This window comes from Shewanella sp. 10N.286.45.A1, from assembly GCF_041470405.1.
Lineage (GTDB): Bacteria > Pseudomonadota > Gammaproteobacteria > Enterobacterales > Shewanellaceae > Shewanella.
Genome location: NZ_JBFRMK010000244.1, coordinates 9,040 through 13,071 on the forward strand (window position 1 = coordinate 9,040; position 4,032 = coordinate 13,071).

General features: G+C 41.5%; 4 protein-coding genes. 1 reads left to right on the top strand and 3 read right to left on the bottom strand.

From position 1 onward, the window contains the following. Nucleotides 1-254: 254 nt before the first annotated feature. The 3 genes from AB4238_RS17025 to purE all read right to left on the bottom strand — a co-directional run bounded on the left by AB4238_RS17025 (nt 255) and on the right by purE (nt 2,257). Nucleotides 255-881, bottom strand: a complete 627-nt coding sequence (locus AB4238_RS17025; protein WP_372034511.1) for a hypothetical protein — start codon at nt 879-881, stop codon at nt 255-257. After that, nucleotides 874-1,428 (bottom strand): sigma-70 family RNA polymerase sigma factor, encoded by a 555-nt coding sequence (locus AB4238_RS17030; RefSeq protein ID WP_372034513.1) that lies wholly within the window; start codon nt 1,426-1,428, stop codon nt 874-876. The genes AB4238_RS17025 and AB4238_RS17030 overlap by 8 nt, the downstream gene beginning before the upstream one ends. Nucleotides 1,429-1,753: 325 nt before the next feature. Continuing rightward, on the bottom strand, nt 1,754-2,257 hold the full coding sequence (gene purE, locus AB4238_RS17035; RefSeq protein WP_220738800.1) for a 5-(carboxyamino)imidazole ribonucleotide mutase: 504 nt from the start codon (nt 2,255-2,257) through the stop codon (nt 1,754-1,756). A gap of 557 nt (nt 2,258-2,814) precedes the next feature. Between purE and AB4238_RS17040 the strand changes: the two genes are divergently transcribed. Beyond that, the coding region (locus AB4238_RS17040) for a sensor domain-containing diguanylate cyclase (RefSeq protein ID WP_372034514.1) at nt 2,815-4,032 on the top strand (1,218 nt) is incomplete at its 3' end.

A 4,032-nucleotide genomic window follows, 5' to 3' on the forward strand; every position in this document is an offset into this window, starting at 1 on the left:
GTTATTCTCGACTCTGGCATCCCGCTTCGCTCTCGATAATTGCTCCTGCATTATTCTACCTTCGATCACCCTTGGTCTCGCATATCCAAATCCCATAGCGAAGCATACAGCGTTTGGCCCATTCTTTAAACTCAGCCGCACTACGTGGGCCCCTCCGAACGAGTCAAATACTTATTGTAATTGGTATAATGCCTACTGTATGAGTAGGCATTATTAAAGATAAAAGCGACTTTCTATTAATGAACTGGATGATTCTATTCTCTGAGATCATCTAGCTGCTTTTGCAATTGGTTAAAGCGGTTTTGCAATGCCTCATTTGGCTGCAACAGGGTTTCATATTCACTTTCTACCCGTTGCAATGCTTGTTCAGCCTGAGCAACCTCTTCTAGGTTAAGCATTTTTTCGATCTCATCGAGTTCAGCAATCAGCGCTCCAACATCAGTAGCAAGGTTTTTTAAGTTTTTAGCCCCATTGAAATCCGATGATTGCAGCTTGATTTGCGGCTTTTCATCAGCGCTAGTATTTTCTTGGGCTGAGATACTATCTGACTCGATTTCTGGCGTAGCCATTCTCATCATCGCTGGTGCGTTGTGCTCTTCTGACGTAGACATTAAGGCTGGCATCGCTTCATCACTCAAATTACCCGTCTGCATTTGTGGATTAATCACGAACAGAGTGACTACCAATAATACAGAAGCTGCAGAAGACAACGGCCAACGGTGCTTACGCCAAAATGACTGGCTTTTCACCCGTGGTTTTGCATTGCTGGCTGCGAGTTGTAAAATGGCGTTATCAAGTGCTTTTGATGGTTGTTCTTGCTCAATATGTTGATAAAGAGCATGTAGCTCTTTTTGAGTATTGTCTTCACTTTCTTTAGTCATACTCCACCTCCTGCCACTTCAGGTCGACACAGGCTTTAAGGCCTTTATTTGCGTAACGAAGACGGCTCTTTGTTGCCTCAACTGTTGCACCTGCAATATCGGCAATCGTTGCGGCAGTGAAGCCCATTTCAATATTAAGCAAGAACGCTTCTTGTTGAACTTGCGGCAAGTCTTTCACGCAGTCTTTAAGTAGCAGCGCCTTCTTTTGCTGTTGCAGTTGTTGCTCTGGAGATTCAGACAAACAACTAGCGATGGATTCGGTTTCTTGCCCATCTTCAAAAGTATCACTAAAACTACTTTCAGGTTTCTTGGCTCTAACATGGTCAATAATCAAGTTATGTGCAATGCGATATAACCACGTGGTGAACTTTGCTTTGGCTTGATAATTGGCCGCTGCTTTTATCACTCTGCTCCATGTTTCTTGGTACAGATCTTCAGCTAGTTGATTGTCATAGATTTGCCGCACAAAGTAGCGGTATAACGGCCCTTTGTGTTTACTGTATAGCAGTTCAAAAGCGCGAGTATTACCGCTAGCATACAGCAGCATCAGCGCTTGGTCGGGATCTGCATTTAAAGGTTGATCTGTCGGGTGAATGGACTCTAACACACCAAGGTCCTTTACAGAGTATTGAAACAATCAGTCTGCATTGCAGCGGGTTATTTGTCTATAGCGAGATTTATAGCGATGACATGGAGTGTGGAACTAATTTGGCAGCGTTACAAACATGAACAGATAATGACAATTTTACTCAATGCTAGAGTGAAACTATCGATATCGATTAACTAAAAACACAGATACGTCATACCGTTGGTATTAACAGACACAAAAAAACCGCAGTGAAAACACTGCGGTTTTATTTGTTTAGTGTTGCTTAAGCTAGTTTAGCTTGTAGCGCAGCATCTTTAGCTTGAACAGCTTCAGCAGACTTAGCACGCTCTTCTTTTACAGCTACAGCCAGTGCATCATCACCAACCGCTAGCATTTGTGCAGCTAGGTAACCAGCATTTTTAGCACCAGCACTGCCGATAGCGACAGTAGCAACAGGAACGCCACCAGGCATCATCACTGTAGATAGTAATGCATCATGACCTTGTAGTGGACCATTGTCTATTGGTACACCAATCACTGGACGAGTAGTGATACCAGCAACTGCACCAGCTAAGTGTGCAGCAAGACCTGCAGCACAAATAAATACTTTACAACCACGAGCTTCAGCATCAGTCACGTAAGCGTGAGTAGCAGCTGGAGTACGGTGGGCAGATGTCACTTTAGCTTCAAACGTAATGTTGAAAGTCTTTAGTACATCTAGGGTAGATTGCATTGTAGGCAGGTCAGAATCAGACCCCATTAATACTGCAACAAATGGTTTGCTCATTTTTTGTCCTTGTGTAGGGCGGTACATTATTATATTTGCGCGCATTATAATGAAAATAAGCGCAAAGAGTAAACAGGCTTCCCCCAAAGCCAATGACCTAATTATCTCTAAGCTTTGTTTTGACTGCAAATAACTTATTAGTACATATGTATAACAAATAACTAAGATCGCTAGCCAATCTCTTGTTTACCTTTGGTTCCCTTTAAATATACGGTGTCACACAGACCTAAGAGCCTCTATGGCTATAGAGTGTGAATATAATGTATCATTTTGTAACATCGATAGCTGTTCACATAAATAATTTTGTCAGTCAAAATGATGATGTATACAAATGCGTTATTAAGCGTAAATAGCACTACAGTTTAGTCACCTAAATTTGATAAACTCGCCCGGTAGCTTTCAACAAATACAGCTACTCGCCGTTGCAAGATTAAGCACTTGTTAGAGTTGTACTTTTTATCTACTATTTAAGTTATTTACCATGAACATTACCCGCAAATATTTTCTTTTGAATGCAGCAAACAAATGGTTTGACTCAGCTGAATAGGATATTCATGTTGCCCATCAAAGACAGTTTAAAAAAGAAGAAAATTGATTCACTCGATTGGAAGACTCACTTAGCTCTGCTAGGCGTGCCTTTGATGTTGCTGTTTATCTGTTGGTCGTTTTTTTTTAGTATCACCGCATCACCAAACGCTGTGGCAAACCTGCTCCTTGTTGGTATCATCTACCTGCTTGGCTACAGCCTCAATTACTATTTTCATCAAGGGCGACTTACAAGGCTTTGGGAACATCTGCAGCAAGTTGTGCATGTAAATGAAACGACCTTCGAATTAGTTAATATTTCTAGTCAGTATCAAGATGAAACTGCTTTTTTAAACGCACTACTAAATAAGGCCGTGAGTAGTGTTGATGGTGCTGAAATGGGTTCAATTATTCGAGTCGAACCCAACACTGGTGCATTATCATTTGAATCAAGTGTGGGGATTGATATCAATAAGCTTAGACAGCTCAATATCAATCTAAAGCAATCATTTGAATATCGGTTAACCAAAGGTAAATGCGATAGAGTCGTCGTCATTGATGATATGGAAGCCATTAACTCTCGCAGCTCATTAAGCTCGTCAGATCAAAATATCCTGCTCAATGCTCCCTCAACAGCCATACGTTCAACCTTATCAAGCCCGATCCATATTGATGGTCAGCTTTACGCCATGCTCAATTTAGATAGCGGAAAAGTAAAGGCCTTTAGCCATTATGATCGCAACCTCGTGGCGATACTGACTCATGAAGCAGCAAATGCGATTTCTCTATACCAAAAAAATCATAAAATAAATTTGCTAGCTAACTTTGACAGTTTGACTGAATTGTACAATCGTCAACGTTTTGAAACGCTTGTCAACGAGTGGAAGCTAAAACCCCATTTTGGTTGTTACTTGATACTCATCGATTTAGATAACCTTAAAGCGATTAACGACCAACATGGTCATACTGCGGGCGATGCAGCTCTGCAAACATTGAGCCGCCTTCTCAAAGCCCAATGGCATGAAAAGCAGTTAGTGGCGCGCTATGGTGGCGATGAATTTATAGCGCTTTGCCACGGACCTATAGAGCGTATCGAAAATGAGATAAATATTATAGAGACAGCGCTGAGTGAACGAGGAGATATTAGTTTTAGTTATGGTATCGAGCAGTATCACGGCCAGTTAAATAAGACTATCAAAGCTGCCGATGAAGCAATGTATAGACATAAACGTGGGGCTGTAGACAATTCT